This is a genomic window from Flavobacterium sp. (assembly GCF_027482425.1).
GTDB lineage: Bacteria > Bacteroidota > Bacteroidia > Flavobacteriales > Flavobacteriaceae > Flavobacterium.
Window position 1 is genome coordinate 20,683 of record NZ_JAIXWA010000020.1, and the last position, 16,848, is coordinate 37,530.

Below are 16,848 nucleotides of genomic sequence, written 5' to 3' on the forward strand. Positions count from 1 at the left end.
TAGGCTTATTGTATATTTCTTTTTTCAAAACGTTAATTTTTTATTGAATTTGAAAATCATTAATTTTAATTATGATTCCATTTAACAAACCTTTTTTAACCGGAAAAGAAACGCAGTATATACAAGAGGCTGTTCAGTCAGGGAAGTTATCGGGAAACGGTATATTTACACAAAAATGCCAAGCTTTTTTTGAGCAAGAATACGGGTTCAAAAAAGCTTTATTGACAACTTCTTGTACCGATGCTTTGGAAATGTGTGCGCTCTTGGCTGATATTCAACCTGGGGATGAAGTTATTGTACCTAGTTTTACCTTTGTTTCAACGGCTATTGCTTTCGTTAGGCAAGGTGCGACTATCGTTTTTGCCGATTCGTATTCGGACAATCCCAACATGGATGCGTCCCAATTGGAAGCTTTAATTACCCCCAAAACAAAAGCAATCGTCCCTGTTCATTATGCGGGAGTGGCCTGTGATATGGACGTGATCATGGATTTAGCGAATCGTTATAATCTACTTGTTATTGAGGATGCGGCGCAAGCTATCGATAGTTTTTACACGGGAAAAGAGGGTGTAAAGCGCGCTTTGGGAAGTATAGGACATTTGGCTGCTTTTTCCTTTCATGAAACCAAAAATATTATTTCGGGAGAGGGAGGAATGCTCACGATTAACGACGAGCGTTTTATCCATCGCGCAGAGATTATTTGGGAAAAAGGAACGAATCGCGCTGAGTTTTTTCGAGGCGAAGTCAACAAATACGGATGGGTAGATACGGGTTCGTCTTTTTTGCCCTCTGAGGTTATTGCCGCTTTTTTGTGGGCACAAATAGAAAATTTGGCATTGATTCAGCAGAAACGAAATACGTTGTGGAATGCGTATTATCAAGGCTTACAATCTGTTCCTTCGGTAACACTTCCTCAATTGCCCGAATATGCCACCAACAATGGTCATATGTTTTATATTGTGTTGCCTTCTTTGTCGGCTCGGACGCAACTGATACGTTATCTACAAGAAGCGGGTTATCACGCTGTTTTTCATTATATCTCGCTGCATTCCAGTCCTTATTACCAGTCCAAACACGACGGGCGCAATTTGATTCATTCCGATAAATTTACGAATTGTTTGCTGCGTTTGCCTATGTTTTACGAATTGAGAATAGAAAATGTCAAATCAATAGCCAAATGTATCAATGAGTTTTAACCTGAAAAAATTTGTAAATATTTTTACTATTGGAGTATTTGTACTTATTACTGTACTTATAGTGTACTTTGTTTCGTTTCCGATTGTAAGCGCAGATTCAGGATACTATTTATCTATTGCTCGTGAATTTTACCAAGGAAAAACGTATTTTGTTGATATTGGTACTATATACAATCCTTTAGCAATTATCACTATAGGTTTCCCTTTTTTATTCGATTCTGAACCCAATATACGCTATCATATTCTTATCAACATAGGAATTATATTAGTTTGTGGTTACTTTTTTTTCAGGTTAAGTTCTTTTTTTCTCAACAATAAAGCATGGAAACTTTTGCTAACGGGCTTTTTTATTCTTTTGCTTTTATATCATGATGGACGCTATGTAATTTTGGAGCCACTCTCGGTTGTTTTTCAATTGGTCGCTTTGCTTTTGTATCTTAATTACGTAAAAAGTAATACAATTTGGTCTTTATTTTGGATGGGTATGAGTATAAGTTTATCTTTCCTTGCAAAGCAATATGGCTTATTTATTTTATTACCCATTGGCCTTTCCATTTTGAATAGCAAAAGGAATGTAGTTCTTCAAATTGCAATTACAGCTTTGGGTTTTCTTGTGCCAATAATTATTTTCTACCTTTTCATATACAATCAATTTCTGGGAATAAATACGTTTATTCAATGTTTGATTGGAAAAGGATTTCAAGTTGACCAAGGAAATGGTACAGGTTTGGAATTGGATTGGCAGGCAAGAAGTATGTTTCTTATCATTTTCTTAGTGACCAATTTGTATGCAGTATTAATCCCATTTTATGCCAATCGAGTGAGGCATAGCCCTTATTTTATTTTAATCACAACAACCGTGTTGGTCTCTTTTTCGGTCTTCTATTTTGCTGTTTATCAACATTATTTTATTTATGTAATTCCCTATTTAATGTTATTTTTTGCCTTAATTATTAATCATACCCCTTCCAGTTTTTTTCATTGGAAATCCTTTGTTTTAATTGGGCTTTCCATAGGCTTAATTATGTTCAGTTGTGCTTCTTCAATCAAAAGTAAACGAGAATTTTATAAAGCACAATTGCGTTTCACTCAGCAGTTGAATCAGATTGTTCCCCGTAATGCCAAAGTCTATTTATCGGGAATTATGCCTTCTTATTACTACAGTTGCCAATTCAATTCTATCGATTCTAAAATGGTAAGTTATGCTTTTTCGGGCTATTTGTTTACTTCAACCATTGTAAAATATTTGGATAAAGGCGAATATTTAGTAGTTTCTGAAGACAGTTACAAAGCGTACCAAAAAGTTATAACTGATTTAAAAGTCAGTCAACATCAAATTGATAAAGAAACCATCTATATCATTCAAAAAGAATAAATCAACCTTTTCTATGATTGCAGTTTCTGTTATTATTCCCGTTTACAATGCCGAAAAGCATTTGAACAAAAGTATTGAATCCTTGTTGAATCAAACGCTGGTTGATTGCGAATTCATTTTCATTAGCGACGGTTCAACGGATAATTCGGTGGAAATTATTTCAGAATACCAAAAAAAAGACGCTCGAATTCATCTGATTCATCAAGAAAATCAAGGCGTATCTGCGGCTCGAAATAAAGGAATTGCTACTGCAAAAGGAGAGTTTATAGGTTTTTTGGATGCTGATGATTTCATCGATAGTAACTTTTTTCAAACTTTATTTGAAATAGCTCAAAAGGAAAATGTAGAAATTGTTTCTTCTCATTTTTTTAAAGAATTCAATTCAAACAGTGAGATTGTAAAAGCTAAGTTTCCATTAAATGTCCCATTGGATAACGATTTTATCAATCAAAATATCATTCCACAGTTCATCAAAGACAGTTCGCTCAATTCGTGTTGGAATAAGTTGTTCAAAGCTTCTTTGGTAAAAGAGATTCAATTTCCAGTTGGCGTTCCTTTGGGTGAAGATGGAATTTTTAATTTGCAAGCTTTCAACAAAACCAATACTACTTTTTTTGCCGATTATTGTGGATACCATTACATCGAAGTGGAAGGTAGCGCCACGCGAAATGCTGCCCAAAAAGACTACTTTAAGCGTGCTTTAGAAGTATACGATTTTGATTATCAAAAACTAATTTCCTTTGATTTAGATAAAAGTAAAATGGAACAATGGAAATCGATTCGTTTGATGGAAAGCGTAGTTTCGTACATTTATTTGTATTTGCAACCGAGTTCTGGTTTGTCATTTTTTGAGCGAATAAAGTATGTTAAGCACATGATTTCACATCCAATTGTACAAAAAGTAATCCATCAATATTTCCACGAAATCAGTAGCGGCAAATCAAAATACCAACAAAATATACTTAATTGCATTCGAAACCAATCAATCTTTAAATTGATTGTAATGCACCAATACAGCCAATTCAGAAACAAATAACGTATGAAGATTCTAATGTTTTATCATGGTGGAAGTAAAAATCGCGGTTGTGAAGCCATTGTGCGATCTGGAATTCCGATCATTCAAAAATACATTCCCAACGCACAAATCAGCTTGGCCTCGCTCGATCCAGATTCGGATGTGATTATTCCAGGGTTGCATAAAATTCATGATGTACGTCGAACGTATATCAAAAAATATACAATGAATTGGTTGCGAAGTGCTTATTCCGTAAAAGTGTTGAAAAATGATAATTACACGCACCGTTTTGAAAACCGAAAGTTACTCGATTTGATTCCCCAGTACGATGTTTTTCTGTCCATTGGTGGTGATAATTATTGCTATGGCGAACAACCTTGGCTGTACGAACTAGATCGTTGCATCAAAAAAGCAGGAAAAAAATTAGTGCTTTGGGGAGCATCCATTGGAGCAGAAGATTTAACTGCAACCAAAATAGCCGATTTGCAGTCGCTCGATTTGTTGTTGGTGCGTGAAACCTATTCGCAAAAAGCATTGGAAGGCAAAGGAATTGCTAAAGTAAAACTGTGTGCCGATGGCGCTTTTACGATGGACAAAGAAGAATTGGCTTTACCAGAAGGTTGGCAAAACGGAAATACAATTGGCTTCAATTACAGTCCTTTGGTGTACAAACGAAATCCTGAGTCGGTTACAGCAGCCAAAAAGTTATTGCAATATATTTTAGACACAACAAATTCTACAATTTGCCTGACGCCACACGTAATGATTTCGGGCAATGACGACTACGAAACATTGTTGCATTTTTATGATGAATTCAAAAAAACAGGTCGTGTGATACTATTGCCAAATACGCTAAATGCGATTCAGTACAAAGGTTATATTTCACGAATGCGTATGTTTATTGGCGCTCGCACGCATGCTACAATTGCGGCGTATTCGTATGGAGTTCCTACAATGGTTTTGGGTTACAGTATCAAGTCGAAAGGAATTGCGTATGATATTTTTGGTGAAGAAAAACTAGTGTTGAGTATAACCGAAATTTCGGATACAGAGAAACTAATTTCAAAATTTGAAGAGATGAAAAACGAGGAATTGGTATTGCAATCCACCTTAAAAACCAAAATTCCTCAAATCAAAGAAATGTCATACAAAGCAGGAGCATATTTAGCCGAATTGGTTAAAAAATAACGGTTTTGATACAACAAAAATGAAGAAAAAACTCCTTTTTATCATGCCTTCACTCGATTCGGGCGGTGGCGAAAAAAGCCTAATCAACTTGCTGACTACGTTAGATTTCAACCAATACGATGTAGAATTACGATTGTTTGCTAAAAGAGGTTTGTTTCTTGATTTGGTTCTCAATGAAGTAAAAGTCACTGAAATTTCGGGCGATTACCAACACTTTTCAAAAGCTGTTTTGAGTTCGGTGCTCTATTTTATAAGTCGATTGAAAATAGAACTAGCAATACATCGAATTATTTTTTTTATTAAAAATAGTTTTATCAAAAACAAAGCAATTGCAGAACAACAAACCTGGGAAAACAAAGCTGTTGCGATTCCTAAATTCAAAGAAGAATACGACACAGCCATCGCTTTTATCGAAAAATCGTCTATTTATTATTTGATTAATAAAGTCAATGCCAAGCAAAAAATAGGTTGGATTCACACCAATTATACAAGTTCGGGTTTGAATGCCGATTTTGACCGAGATTACTTTTCGCAACTCGATTATTTAGTAACGGTTTCTCCCGAATGCCAACAAAGTTTGAATGCCAATTTTCCCGAAATTCAATCCAAAATTAAGGTCGTTCACAACATTGTTTCAGTCAAAACGGTGCAACAATTGGCTTCTGAAAACATCAACGATACTCAATTTAAACCTAATGATTTTACCATAGTGACAGTCGCTCGATTAAGCCAAGAAAAAGGAATTGATACTGCAGTTGAAGCTTGTAAAATTGCTGTCGAAAGCAACAAAAAGATTAAATGGTACGTGATTGGTGAAGGCAACGAGCGAGCTAAATTGCAACAACTTATAGCGGATTACCAACTTCAAAATCATTTTTTCCTTTTGGGATTACGTGCCAATCCGTATCCGTATGTCAAACACGCTACGGTGTATGTTCAACCGTCGCGTTACGAAGGTAAATCGATCGCGATTGATGAAGCTAAAATTTTGGCGAAACCAATCGTTGTAACCAATTTTACTACAGCCAAAGATCAAATCAATCATTTGAAAAACGGAATTATTTCGGGTAACGATGCGACTCAATTGGCAAATGATATTCTGATGGTTTTAAACGACAAAAATCTGCAAAATAATTTATCCGTACATTTGACCCAAGGAATCCAAGATAATAGTGCCGAGGAAATCACTCAATTTTATTCGATGTTGAATGCGTAAAAAACTACTTTTTGTAATCAATAATTTGCATTGCGGTGGCGCCGAAAATTCCCTGATTTCGCTACTTCAACAATTGGATTATACAAAGTATGACGTTGATTTATTATTGTTTCAAAAAGAAGGCTTTTTTCTAAAGAACGTTCCTCAAGAAGTTCGTGTTATAGGTCCAATTGAAGAATTTACGTATTTTGATGGTTCTTTTGCGAAAGCGGTTATCAAAGCTTTTTTCCGATTGCGATTTGATATTATTTTGACCAAATTCAAGTTTTTATCATTTAAAAAGATTCAAAATCCAGCCGAACGCGAACAGCGTTTTTGGTATTATTTAAAAATTTGTCTTCCCAAATTAAAAGGCAATTACGACGTTGCGATTGGGTTTTTAGAAAAATCACCCAATTATTATATTGTGGATAAAGTGGATGCCAAAAAGAAAATGGGTTTTATCCGAACCGATTATGAAGCCATGGGAATGATACAATCGATAGACGAACCGTATTTTGAAAAATTGGATTTTATCCTAGCTAATTCTACGAATGCGGAAAATTCATTGAAAAAGTTGTTTCCACAGTTCATTCCCAAAATCAAAACCATCGAAAACTTCTTTTCGCCCGAAACGTTACACGCCATGGCGGAAGAAAAAATTGATGATGTAAAAAGTGAATTAACTTTAGTAAGCGTGGGTCGATTGCATCCTGCCAAAGGTTATGATTTGGCCATTGAAGCTTGTAAAATCATCAAAGAAAAAGGAATTGACATCAAATGGTACATCATTGGCGAAGGTGGCGAGCGTCCTGAATTAGAACGATTGATTCAAGAAAATAATGTTATGGATAATTTCATCTTAGTAGGCTTAAAAGAGAATCCACATCCGTATATAAAAATGGCAGATTTATATGTACAAACGTCTCGTTTTGAAGGAAAATCACGCGCTATTGAAGAAGCCAAAATTCATCAAAAACCGATTCTGATTACCAATTATCCTTCGGCATCTGATCAAATTCAGCATTTGCAAAATGGTTGTATTGTTGAGATGAATGGCAATGCTATTGCAGAAGGAATTTTACATTTGCATGCGGATAATGAACTAAAAATCAAATTAATTAGTAATTTGCAAAACACTTTGGTTGACAATCAGAAGCAACTCAAAGTTTTGTATGATTTAATAGACTAAACCCGAAACCAGTTATGCTATTTAACTCCATCAATTTCGCCATTTTTTTACCAATCGTTTTCTTTTTGTATTGGTTTGTGGCTAATAAAAATTACAAACACCAGAACATTTTATTGTTGGTAGCCAGCTATTTCTTCTATGCTTGTTGGGATTATCGCTTTATGTTTTTATTGATTTTCTCCACATTATTGGACTATTTCACGGGTTTAAAAATGTTCGATGCCAAGACTAGTTTTGGTAAAAAATTCTGGTTTTGGCTCAGTATTGGCATCAACTTGGGTTTTTTAGGGTTCTTTAAATACTATAACTTTTTTGCCGAATCATTTGCGGAAGCATTAGCTAACTTTGGTTTACACGTCGACGTTTGGATGCTCAACGTGATTCTTCCTGTTGGGATTTCGTTTTACACGTTTCACGGATTATCGTATGTGATTGATATTTACTATAACAAAATCAAACCCGAACGCAATTTTATCGATTACGCCGTTTTTGTGAGCTTTTTCCCTTTGTTAGTAGCAGGTCCAATTGAGCGTGCGACGCATTTGTTGCCGCAAATTCAACGCGAGCGTAAATTCGATTATACCACAGCCATCGATGGTTTGCGGCAAATTTTGTGGGGATTGTTCAAGAAAATCGTTATCGCCGATAATTGTGCCGAATACGCCAATCTGATTTTTAACGATTCTGACCATCAATCGGGAAGTAATTTGGTACTTGGAGCTTTGTTTTTCACGTTCCAAATTTATTGTGATTTCTCAGGCTATTCCGACATTGCATTGGGAACAGCAAGATTGTTTGGCGTAGAACTCTTGCGCAATTTTGCCTTTCCGTATTTCTCGCGAGATATTGCCGAATTTTGGCGGCGTTGGCACATTTCACTTTCCACTTGGTTCAGAGATTACTTATACATTCCACTCGGTGGAAGCAAAGGCGGAACGTGGATGAAAGTCCGCAATACCTTCATTATTTTTCTGGTCAGCGGATTTTGGCACGGAGCCAATTGGACGTTTATTGCCTGGGGATTTTTGAATGCCTTGTACTTTTTACCATTATTATTGGCCAATAAAAATCGAAACAATATCGGAATCGTGGCAGAAGGTCGAATGTTGCCCAATGTACGCGAAATTTTCAGCATTGGAATTACGTTTCTACTCACTGTATTTGCCTGGATTTTCTTCCGCGCCAACAACATGACACACGCGTTGAGTTACATCAAAGGTATTTTTACGAAATCATTACTCTCAATACCAACGGTTTTACCGTATTCAATATTTGCTTTGCTACTATTTTTTATTACCATCGAATGGGTTGGTCGTGAACACCAATACGCATTACAGCGTTTTGGTATGAAATGGCCGAAGTTTTTGAGACTATCGTTTTACTATTTGATTATCATCTTGATTTTTGCTTTTATGGGAAAAGAACAAGAGTTTATTTACTTCCAATTCTAACCAATGAAACAGTTTTTAGTTAAATCGTTGTGGTTTTTGTTACCTGTGTTATTCTTTTTCACAGCAGTGGAAATCTATATTCGAAATTCTGAAAATGCATTCATCACTAAAGCCAAGTATTTTCAAAAAAATATAGAGAAAGTAGAAGTATTGGTTTTGGGTTCGTCGCACAATCAAAATGGTGTTAATCCTAAGTTTTTTAGAAGTAAAACTGCTAACTTATCCTATGGTTCGCAAGATATTCAAATCGACTCAGCTTTGTTTTTTTCCAATGTAAAACAAATGAAAAATCTCAAAAAAGTCGTTTTCGAATTGGATTACCATCGTTTGGATATTGAAAATGAACCTGCTTTTTACCGTTTTCCGTGGTATTATATGTATTATGGAATAGAAGTGCAACCTGTTAAATTTATCAACAAAATTTCCTTGTATTCGTCGAATGTTGATTTTTTTAATACCATTATTTTAGATCAATTTTCAAGTAATTACAAACCACAAGTCATCAACGAATTCGGATTTGTAGAAGCCAATTATTCCAATGATTTTCTTGATTTCAAATACGATGCTAACCAAATTGAAGCTACTGCAAAAGAGCGTTTGAAATCGCGGCACAAAGAACTTTCAGCTGAAAATTTCAATCGCAATGCTGGTCGAATTCAATCGATGATTGCGTACTGTAAAGCCAACAAAATTGAACTTTACTTTTTTTCATCGCCTTTGTACAAAACGTATATAGAAAATAAGATTCCACAAAAAGACCAAAAGGTAAAAAACTACATTCAAAAGTTAATCACAGACGAAAAAATTAACTATTACAATTTTGAAAACACGAGTCGATTTGTGTTGTATGACTTTAGCAACGACGACCATCTCAATGCCAAAGGAGCCGAGAAATATTCTAAATTAATCGATTCAATTATTCACCAATGAAGCGCTTTGTAAAACGTCTTTTGTTATTCATTGTTCCGATGCTTTTAGTAGTTGTTGGAGTTTCATTCGTGTCAAAATATTGGATCAATACCCAACCTGTTTTTCAATTGCCAAAATCAGTTCATAGTTTAATTTTAGGTCATTCGCAACCCGAATGTGCGTTTAATGATTCGTTGATTTCCAATGTCAAAAATATGGCACAAGGTGGCGAAGCTTATTTTTATACCTATCAAAAAATTAAAAAGTTATTACCCGACAATCCTCAAATTAAAACCGTTTATGTTTCGTTTTCCAACAACCAAATCGAACCACGAATGGACGAATGGACTTACGATGACGAGCATGTAGGCAATTATTTCCCAAAATATGCAGCGCAATTGGATGGCGAAGATTACACACTTTTGTTACAACACAATTACAAAGCGGTTTTGTCGGGCGAATTGAAAGCGTTAAAAAACAACTTGACTTTTTTAGCAAAAGGCGAAACCAATTTTCTAAACAACAACAATTGGGGCGGTTATCTTTACTTGAAGCGCAACAAATTAGATTCCATCATTAAAGTAAATTTCATCAATACAATTAAAAAAGAGTTCTCTCATTCGGTTTCGACGATAAATGTCAGTTATCTCGAAAAAATAGTGGAATTTTGTCAGCAGAAAAACGTCAAAATAATTTTCTATCGAACGCCTATTCATCCAATTTTATTCAACGAATACGATGAACAAAAGTTTCAAAATTTGCGAAAACAAAAATTCAATAAAATACCGTTTTTAGATTTCCATGATTTTAAATTGACTCGCGATGAAATGGGCGATTTTGATCATTTGAATTACAAAGGCGCGAGGAAGTTCTCAATTTATTTTGATGGATTTAGTAAGAAAATAGAAAATAGAAAATAGAAAATAGAAAATAGAAAATAGATTCTTTTATAACAACTTTAGCAGCTAATTGCTAATCGCTAAAAGCTAATCACAAGAATGACCCTAATCATTGTACTTATCTTAATCATCTTTCTCATCGATTGGATTCCGCAATTCAATACGTGGCAAAGTCGTATTAAAATTGGGCAATTTCAAAGTCAGGAGGATTGGAAAAATAAAGTGCTTGATCTTTCCAAAAAATGGCTTTTCAAAACACCAACCATCACGATTACTGATAATTCTAGGCTCATTATCATTGATATTCTAAAAGGCAATTACAAGAAAAACGCAATTCAACATTGGCAAGAAGCCGCTTTATTGTTGGGTTTGATAGAAGAATATAAATCATCCAAAAGCGAAACGACCAAAGTCATCATTAATACTTATTTTGACAACAAAGTAGACGCTAATGGCAACTGGAAACAACTTCCAACCGAAATCGATAGTGTCATTTTGGGCTATGCTTTGATTTCCATTCCTTGGTTAGATTTAGCCAAAAACAAACCTGCTTTTGACGCTTTATACCAATTGATTTTGAGTTTGAAAGGAGAAGACGGAACTATCGCCTACAAAAAGCACAGCAAGAAATTCCGTTATGTAGACACGATTGGATTTATTTGCCCTTTTTTGGTTGAATATGGTGTTAAATTTAATAATGAAGAAGCAATCAATTTGGCGGTTTTACAAATTACAGAATTCAATAAATACGCTTTATTAAACGAGACTTTTATTCCCTGTCACACTTACAATATCGAAACAAAATTACCTGTCGGATTATTTGGTTGGGGAAGAGGTTTGGGTTGGTATGCGATCGGTTTAATTGATGCCTGGAAAGCTTTACCAGATAGTCATTTGGCAAAAAAACAATTGGAAGACAATGTGATTCAATTTGCCAAAATGGCGATGCAATTCCAACAAAAAAATGGTGGTTGGCATTGGCTGATTACTAACAAATCTTCGCAATTCGATTCGTCAACCGCAGCGACTTTAGCGTGGTTTTTGGCGAATGCCTCAACAATTGAATCCTTTTCAAACGAATGCAAAATAGCCAAAGAAAACGCCTTACGGTATTTGCAAAAAGTCACCCGACGCAATGGCGCCATCGATTTTTCACAAGGCGACACCAAAGGCATCGGAATTCACTCGCAACGATTTGACATATTGCCATTTACGCAAGGTTTTGTTTTGAGAACTCTATATAAATAATGAATACCAATTCCCGACTTTCCAACTCTATAAAAAACATCTCATTTGGGTTGATGGCTCAAGTGTTGCAGATGGTTTTGGGTTTTGTGAGTCGAACGATTTTTATCCAATATTTAGCGATTGAATACCTCGGTGTAAACGGTTTGTTTAGCAATATTCTTACACTTTTGTCATTAACCGAACTCGGAATTACTAGTGCGATTTTGTATTCTTTATACAAACCTTTAGCAGAAAAAGACGAAAGAAAGTTATCGGGTTTGGTTAATTTTTTTGCGAAAGTATACCGAAATATTGCATTGATTATTGCAGGCATTGGATTGCTACTTGTTCCATTTTTGCATCAAATTGTAGATAATCCACCGTTGCAACTAGAAAAAGATTTAATTTTAATTTACTTACTCTTTTTATTCAATACGGTTTCTTCTTATTTTTTGCAATATAAAGCGAGTCTACTTCATGCTGATCAAAAAAGTTATGAAGTTTCTAAGAATAATATTCTGATTTTCTTATTGCAAAATAGCCTGCAGATATTAATTTTAGTGTTATTTCAGAACTTTATTTTGTATCTGATTATTCAATCGGTGATGCAGCTTTCTGGTAATTTGATGATTTCTAGAAAAGTAAATAAATTGTATCCTTTTCTAAAAAAATACCAAACAGAAACTATTGATGCTGAAACCAAATCCAAAATTTATTCTAACGTAAAATCAACTGGAATAGTTAAAGTAAGTGGTTTATTGGTCAATAGCACACACAACATCATTTTGAACTATTTTTCAGGTTTGGTTATGGTTGGATTATTGTCCAATTACAACTTGCTGATTGGTTTGGCTTCGGGCGTGATTATGCAGGTTTTTGCCAACATTCGTGGTAGCATCGCGCATATCAATGTTACCGAAAGCCATGAAAAGAAGATTGCTACTTTCAATACGGTTAATTTTGCGAATTTCTGGATATATGGTTGGGTTTCAGTTGGTATTATTTTTCTGTTGAATGACTTTATTCAAATTTGGATTGGTTCAAAATACGTTTTGTCTATTTGGGCTGTGGTAGCTTTAGCTTTAAATTTTTACATGGTCGGAATGCAAAATGCGGTTTGGACATTCAAATCGACGTTCGGTATTTTCAAAGAAGGACGTTATGTAGTGTTTTTTACGGCATTAATCAATTTGATTTTGGCTTTTTGGTTGGGAAGTATTTATGGTTTGGAAGGAATTTTGTTTGCTACTGCCATCGCCCGTTTGGTAACTAATAGCTGGTACGATCCGTATTTGGTTTACAAAATTGCTTTGCAAATCAACCCATTGGAGTATTTAAAAAAATACCTTTTTTATATTGTGATCCTTGTAGTGTCAATCGCTATTTTATTTGGGTTAAATATGTTTTTACCAAAAACTAGTTTCTTGATTTTTGTGGTAAAATTGATGTTAAGCCTACTAATTCCCAACATTGTAATCTATTTATTTTGTAGAAATACTTCAGAATACCAAGGCTTATACCAATTAATTAGTGCAATGTTTTACAAAATTAAAGGTAAATTGATCAAATAGAACTATGAAATTATTGTACATCACCAACGGTATTGACGGTTCGGGCGGACTTGAGCGGGTCCTTTCGTTGAAAGCCTCGTGGTTGGCTGATACGCAAGGCTATGAAGTGCATATTTTAGTGCTTAATGGGGCTTATCAACAGCCGTTTTTTTCCTTCAGTCCGAAGATTATTTTTCATTCGATTGCTGTAAGTGGAAATCCATTTGCTTATTGGCGTGCCTATTCCAAAGGTTTGGTTGCTACAGTGAAAGCCATTCAACCCCAACTCATTTTGGTGTGTGATGATGGTCTTAAAGCATTTTTTTTACCGTTATTCTTAAAAAAGTATGCGCCGCTTATCTATGAACGTCATGTTTCTCGCACGGTATTTATAGGCACACAAAAAGGACTGTTACCCCGAATTGTAAAGGGAGTTCAAGCCCGACTCATCACTTGTTTGGCGGCACGCTTTGATCGTTTTGTGGTGTTGACATCCAGTAATCGTAAGGAATGGCCTCTGTCAAATTTGACCGTAATTCCCAACCCGTTGCCCTTTTATCCTGAGTCGGTCGCGGCGCAACGGGAAAAGGTCGTCTTAGCAGTAGGGAAGCAATCGTATCAAAAAGGGTATGATCTATTGGTGCAGGCTTGGGCCCAAATTGCCGCTGATTTTCCCGATTGGCGTTTGGAAGTCTATGGCAAATTGGACCCAAATCAAGGGTTGGAATCGCTGGCGAAAACTTTGCAAGTGGATGCTTCGGTACATTTTTTTCCTCCTCAAAAAAATATTAGTGCGCAGTATCAAAAGGCTTCTCTTTATGTGATGTCTTCCCGCTACGAAGGATTTGGTATGGTGTTGATTGAGGCTATGGCGCATGGGCTGCCCTGTGTTACTTTTGATTGTCCGCACGGACCTGGCGATTTAGTGCAACACGAAACCACGGGTTTGGTCATTCCCTCGGGCGATGTAGCTGCCTTGGCGCAAGGCATGGCTCGATTGATGGCCGATGCTTCTTTACGTGAGTCTTGGGGAACAACCGCGCGAGCCGATGTTACAAACTATGCTATGGAGACCGTGGGGCAGCAATGGATTGCCTTATTTGAAACCGTAGTTGGCGCTAGAAATTTTCACAAAAAAGGATAAAATGAAGGTGCTTTTTACGACAGATCAAATTTATAAACACGGAGGCATTGAAAAAGTGATGGCACTCAAGGCTAATTATTTTGCCCGTGATTTGGGGTATTCGGTTTCGATTCTTACCACCGAGCAAATGGGTAAAGCGCCATGTTATCCCTTAGACCCTTCGATTAGCCTCGTTGATTTGGGGGTCAATTATGTGCGTCACCAATCGTATTTTCATCCGGTTAATATTTTTCGGGTGTTTTCACATTATCGCCGTTGGCGTAAAGTCATGCAAAATCTCTCTCCCGATGTGGTGGTAGTTTGTAATTATGCTTTTGATTTTTTCTGGACCCCATTGTGCGTGCCTCCACGGGTGAAAACCTTTAAAGAATACCATTCTTCCCGTTTTTATTATCATCAAAGTCGCCAAAAAGCATCTGTTTTTCGTCGTTTATGGGATCGATTTTACGGCTATTTTGAATCGAAATATACCCAAGTTGTGGTGTTGAATCCGGATGAAGTAGCGTTTTATCCCCAAGCACAAACGGTTGTGGTTCCCAACCCCATGGCGCGTTTCCCTCAACAAGCCGCACTTACGGCTACAAAGGCTGTAGCTGCGGGTCGTATTGCCCCAGTGAAAGGCTTTGAGCGCATGATTGCTCTGTGGCGTGACGTTGTAGTGAAGCATCCGGAGTGGCAATTGGATATTTATGGAGAAGGGGAACCCGACTATATAGCCCAGTTACGTCAGTTGATTCAACACCATCAGTTGGAGCAGCATGTATTTTTTAAAACCCCTGTACCGAGTTTGCAACCTGTTTTGTTGGATTACTCCTTTTATCTAATGACGTCATGGACCGAGTGTTTTCCTATGGTTTTGTTGGAAGCGTTGAGTGTTGGTTTGCCGATTTTGACTTACGATGCTCCCACTGGGCCACGTCATATAGTTACTCATGCAGCCGATGGATTGTTGGCGCCCGATGGCGATAGTGCTGCTATGCTTAAAAATATTACTTTTGTGATTGCTAATGCCCAAGAACGGCAGGCTATGGGAGCGCGCGCCTACCAGCATAGTAGCCGTTTTGAATTGCCCATTGTCATGGCTTCTTGGCAAGCCTTAATCGAATAAAAAAAGAAATTTCTTGAATACACTTGTTCCGTTACCGATATACACCGACCTGTTTTACCATTTTACTTTGGTGATTTGTATTCTTTTGATTTTCAATTGTTTTACCCGTGATTTAGCCCTGACCTCCAATCGAAAGTTTATATCAGGGATGGCTTTTCTTGTCTTTGCGTTGGTGCTGTTGCACATGGGTTTACGTCCTGTCAACTACCGGTTTGGAGACATGATGGTATATAATGCAGAGTTTGTAAATTTAATGCGAGGTAATCCTCCAAAGGATGAGGTTGAATTTTTGTTCCAGAATTTGATGGAGATTTTAGCAAAATTTAAGTCTCCTGAACTTTTCTTTTTTACTTGTACCGCGCTGTATATTACCCCATTGTATTATGCTAGTAAACGTGTTTTTTTAGATTATTGGGGCTATGCCTTTTTGATGTTGGTGTTTTCGTTTTCGTTCTGGTCGTATGGGGTTAATGGGATTCGTAATGGGATTGCAGGATCGATTTTTATTTTGGCACTTTCACAAAAAACTATAGTAAAGAAAGCGCTCTGGTTTTTAATTGCCTTGTTGTTTCACAAGTCGATGTTATTGCCTTTGATGGGATACCTGGCTTTTATGTTGATTAAAAATGTGAAATTGTATTTTTTATTTTGGTTGTTTTGTATTCCTTTATCCTTAGTATTGGGGAGTGTTTTGGGAAGTTTCTTTTTAAGTGTAGGCTTTGTCGACGATCAGAAACTTTCGATTTATTTAGGTGATGTGAACGAGTTAAATGAGGGTGTAGAATTAAAAGTAGGATTTCGTTGGGACTTTTTGCTATTTAGTGCCTTACCGGTCATTTCTGGGGCTTATTTTATTTTTAAACAAAAAATTCAAGATGTTATATTTCAACAACTCACAGCCCTTTATTTGTTTGCTAATGGCTTTTGGATTTTGATTATACGTGCCAACTATTCCAATCGATTTGCCTATTTGTCTTGGTTTTTAATGGGTATCATTTTAATCTATCCTTTAATAAAATATAAGTTTTTTAAAAATCAAAACTCAGTGGTTGCATGCGTGATTTTGTTCTATTTTTTATTTGGATATTTGTTGAACATAATATGAAGTTTATTTGAGAATAGTTTTAATTTTCAGCAATTTAAAATAAATGAAAAACTTTAATAACCCAAGAATTAGCGTAATTGTACCCATCTATAATACTGAAAAGTATTTAGCTAAATGTATAAAATCAATATTAAATCAAACGTATAAAAATTTCGAGTTGTTGCTAATAATTGATGGTTCGCCTGATATGTCTTTAGAGATTTGTGAAAAATTCGAAGAAAAAGACAATCGAATTATCATAATTAACAAAGCAAATGAAGGTTTAGAAAAAACAAGAAGGGTTGGAATACTTCA

Annotated in this window: 15 protein-coding genes; all 15 read left to right on the plus strand. The window is 36.0% G+C overall.

Annotated elements, in window-relative coordinates; all coding sequences use genetic code 11:
- The first annotated feature begins 71 nt into the window (after window positions 1-71).
- Complete coding sequence (gene rffA / locus Q0037_RS01660; RefSeq protein WP_297514461.1) at window positions 72-1,196, plus strand: dTDP-4-amino-4,6-dideoxygalactose transaminase; 1,125 nt, start codon at window positions 72-74, stop codon at window positions 1,194-1,196.
- Window positions 1,186-2,571, plus strand: coding sequence for a hypothetical protein (locus tag Q0037_RS01665; RefSeq protein WP_297514464.1), 1,386 nt, complete (start codon window positions 1,186-1,188; stop codon window positions 2,569-2,571). Before rffA ends, Q0037_RS01665 begins: the two co-directional genes overlap by 11 nt.
- Before the next feature lie 13 nt (window positions 2,572-2,584).
- On the plus strand, window positions 2,585-3,607 hold the full coding sequence (locus Q0037_RS01670; RefSeq protein ID WP_297514467.1) for a glycosyltransferase: 1,023 nt from the start codon (window positions 2,585-2,587) through the stop codon (window positions 3,605-3,607).
- Window positions 3,608-3,610: 3 nt separating this feature from the next.
- Window positions 3,611-4,774, plus strand: coding sequence for a polysaccharide pyruvyl transferase family protein (locus Q0037_RS01675; RefSeq protein ID WP_297514470.1), 1,164 nt, complete (start codon window positions 3,611-3,613; stop codon window positions 4,772-4,774).
- Window positions 4,775-4,793: 19 nt separating this feature from the next.
- A complete protein-coding gene (locus Q0037_RS01680; protein WP_297514473.1) occupies window positions 4,794-5,990 on the plus strand; it encodes a glycosyltransferase in 1,197 nt (398 codons plus the stop codon).
- Window positions 5,983-7,161 carry a glycosyltransferase gene (locus Q0037_RS01685; RefSeq protein ID WP_297514475.1) on the plus strand — a complete coding sequence of 393 codons (1,179 nt, stop codon included), beginning with the start codon at window positions 5,983-5,985 and terminating at the stop codon, window positions 7,159-7,161. Before Q0037_RS01680 ends, Q0037_RS01685 begins: the two co-directional genes overlap by 8 nt.
- A 14-nt stretch (window positions 7,162-7,175) precedes the next feature.
- On the plus strand, window positions 7,176-8,612 hold the full coding sequence (locus Q0037_RS01690; RefSeq protein WP_297514478.1) for an MBOAT family protein: 1,437 nt from the start codon (window positions 7,176-7,178) through the stop codon (window positions 8,610-8,612).
- Between the two features lie 3 nt (window positions 8,613-8,615).
- Complete coding sequence (locus Q0037_RS01695; RefSeq protein WP_297514481.1) at window positions 8,616-9,542, plus strand: hypothetical protein; 927 nt, start codon at window positions 8,616-8,618, stop codon at window positions 9,540-9,542.
- Complete coding sequence (locus Q0037_RS01700; protein WP_297514484.1) at window positions 9,539-10,441, plus strand: hypothetical protein; 903 nt, start codon at window positions 9,539-9,541, stop codon at window positions 10,439-10,441. The genes Q0037_RS01695 and Q0037_RS01700 overlap by 4 nt, the downstream gene beginning before the upstream one ends.
- Window positions 10,442-10,519: 78 nt before the next feature.
- Window positions 10,520-11,668 (plus strand): glycoside hydrolase family 88 protein, encoded by a 1,149-nt coding sequence (locus Q0037_RS01705; RefSeq protein ID WP_297514487.1) that lies wholly within the window; start codon window positions 10,520-10,522, stop codon window positions 11,666-11,668.
- Window positions 11,668-13,218 (plus strand): hypothetical protein, encoded by a 1,551-nt coding sequence (locus Q0037_RS01710; RefSeq protein ID WP_297514490.1) that lies wholly within the window; start codon window positions 11,668-11,670, stop codon window positions 13,216-13,218. Before Q0037_RS01705 ends, Q0037_RS01710 begins: the two co-directional genes overlap by 1 nt.
- Before the next feature lie 4 nt (window positions 13,219-13,222).
- On the plus strand, window positions 13,223-14,341 hold the full coding sequence (locus Q0037_RS01715) for a glycosyltransferase family 4 protein (RefSeq protein ID WP_297514493.1): 1,119 nt from the start codon (window positions 13,223-13,225) through the stop codon (window positions 14,339-14,341).
- A gap of 1 nt (window position 14,342) precedes the next feature.
- A complete protein-coding gene (locus Q0037_RS01720; RefSeq protein ID WP_297514497.1) occupies window positions 14,343-15,449 on the plus strand; it encodes a glycosyltransferase in 1,107 nt (368 codons plus the stop codon).
- A 13-nt stretch (window positions 15,450-15,462) separates the two neighbouring features.
- Entirely contained in the window at window positions 15,463-16,554 is a 1,092-nt protein-coding gene (locus Q0037_RS01725; RefSeq protein ID WP_297514501.1) for an EpsG family protein, read from the plus strand.
- A 43-nt stretch (window positions 16,555-16,597) separates the two neighbouring features.
- A partial coding sequence (locus tag Q0037_RS01730; protein WP_297514505.1) for a glycosyltransferase family A protein occupies window positions 16,598-16,848 on the plus strand: 251 nt, incomplete at its 3' end.

Excerpts from the sequence above, each read along its gene's own strand:
- rffA (WP_297514461.1), top strand. The coding sequence starts at position 72 with ATGATTCCATTTAACAAACCTTTTTTAACCGGAAAAGAAACGCAGTAT.
- Q0037_RS01665 (WP_297514464.1), top strand. The coding sequence starts at position 1,186 with ATGAGTTTTAACCTGAAAAAATTTGTAAATATTTTTACTATTGGAGTA.
- Q0037_RS01670 (WP_297514467.1), top strand. The coding sequence starts at position 2,585 with ATGATTGCAGTTTCTGTTATTATTCCCGTTTACAATGCCGAAAAGCAT.
- Q0037_RS01675 (WP_297514470.1), top strand. The coding sequence starts at position 3,611 with ATGAAGATTCTAATGTTTTATCATGGTGGAAGTAAAAATCGCGGTTGT.
- Q0037_RS01680 (WP_297514473.1), top strand. The coding sequence starts at position 4,794 with ATGAAGAAAAAACTCCTTTTTATCATGCCTTCACTCGATTCGGGCGGT.
- Q0037_RS01685 (WP_297514475.1), top strand. The coding sequence starts at position 5,983 with ATGCGTAAAAAACTACTTTTTGTAATCAATAATTTGCATTGCGGTGGC.
- Q0037_RS01690 (WP_297514478.1), top strand. The coding sequence starts at position 7,176 with ATGCTATTTAACTCCATCAATTTCGCCATTTTTTTACCAATCGTTTTC.
- Q0037_RS01695 (WP_297514481.1), top strand. The coding sequence starts at position 8,616 with ATGAAACAGTTTTTAGTTAAATCGTTGTGGTTTTTGTTACCTGTGTTA.
- Q0037_RS01700 (WP_297514484.1), top strand. The coding sequence starts at position 9,539 with ATGAAGCGCTTTGTAAAACGTCTTTTGTTATTCATTGTTCCGATGCTT.
- Q0037_RS01705 (WP_297514487.1), top strand. The coding sequence starts at position 10,520 with ATGACCCTAATCATTGTACTTATCTTAATCATCTTTCTCATCGATTGG.
- Q0037_RS01710 (WP_297514490.1), top strand. The coding sequence starts at position 11,668 with ATGAATACCAATTCCCGACTTTCCAACTCTATAAAAAACATCTCATTT.
- Q0037_RS01715 (WP_297514493.1), top strand. The coding sequence starts at position 13,223 with ATGAAATTATTGTACATCACCAACGGTATTGACGGTTCGGGCGGACTT.
- Q0037_RS01720 (WP_297514497.1), top strand. The coding sequence starts at position 14,343 with ATGAAGGTGCTTTTTACGACAGATCAAATTTATAAACACGGAGGCATT.